This window comes from Streptomyces sp. JJ38 (genome assembly GCF_019303475.1).
Lineage (GTDB): Bacteria > Actinomycetota > Actinomycetes > Streptomycetales > Streptomycetaceae > Streptomyces.
Map to the genome: position 1 here is coordinate 358 of NZ_JABLSI010000102.1, position 896 is coordinate 1,253.

1 protein-coding gene and 1 pseudogene (both only partly in view) are annotated in these 896 nt (G+C 69.2%); both read right to left on the reverse strand.

Going from position 1 to position 896, the window contains the following annotated elements:
• Positions 1–3 carry part of the coding region annotated (locus tag HPT28_RS26415; RefSeq protein ID WP_308119537.1) for a methyltransferase domain-containing protein on the reverse strand (this coding region is incomplete at its 3' end). Its footprint begins 357 nt before the window's first position, so 3 of the 360 annotated nt are shown.
• Positions 1–896, reverse strand: a pseudogene (locus tag HPT28_RS26420) (radical SAM protein); its annotated part reaches 37 nt to the left of the window's first position; the annotation flags it as partial. The gene HPT28_RS26415 and the pseudogene HPT28_RS26420, both read right to left, overlap by 40 nt.

An 896-nucleotide genomic window follows, 5' to 3' on the forward strand; every position in this document is an offset into this window, starting at 1 on the left:
CACGCGGTGGCCTCCGGGTCCGTGGTGCGGGCGGTCTTGGACCCGTACGGTGTGGTGGTAAGGCGGTCGGCCAGCGGGGTCGCGTTCGGGGCGACGTCGGCGACCGGTACCCCGGACAGCTCGGCACGAACCTCCTCGCGGTAGCCGACGGAGTTGTACGCGCAAAAGGGGATGAGCCGCCCGTCGGGGGTGATCTCCTCGACGCAGCACTTCATCAACTGCTTGACGTTCAGGGTGTAGGGGTCCTGGAAGTCCTGAATGACGATCATGAACGCCTTGTCGTCGAGGTTCTTCACGGCCTCGGGGAGGTCGATGCCGCAGGCGTCCGCGCAGTCGAGCGCCTCGGCGGCGGCGCGGAGCTGGTCCTCGGTCGTCTCCGTACCCATGAACGCCGAAGCCGACCACAGCTTCTCCAGGGCCGCCCGGACACCGGCGTCGGGCATCACCCGGTTGGTGACGTAGTCGAGGTGGTCCTCGACGTTCAGCAGCCGCGGAATCGGTACGACGGTGCGGTTGCCCGGTTCGCCGTCGACGAGGAGGTAGGTGATGGAGCGGCAGGTGGGGAAGCAGCACGGGACGGGGAAGAAGTCGCCCTTGGCGAACCAGCCCGGCCGCTGCTCGGTGATGAGCCGGATGACGTCGGGGTTGGTGAGCCGGCGCAGCGGGTCGAACTCCACGTGGCGGCCGGAGTGGGTCACGGGCTGGAAGGCCACCGAACGAACGGCCGGGTGGTCGATGCCGTACTCGACGATCGCGCCGAGCTCGTGCTCGTTCAGGTCGCGCTCGACGGCGGCGACGAGCGTGACGGTCAGCCCGGCCTCCGCGCAGTGGTCCAGTGCCCGCTGCTTGAACGTGCGCAGGTCCCGTCCCCGGATCTCCCGGTGCGTGCGCTCGTC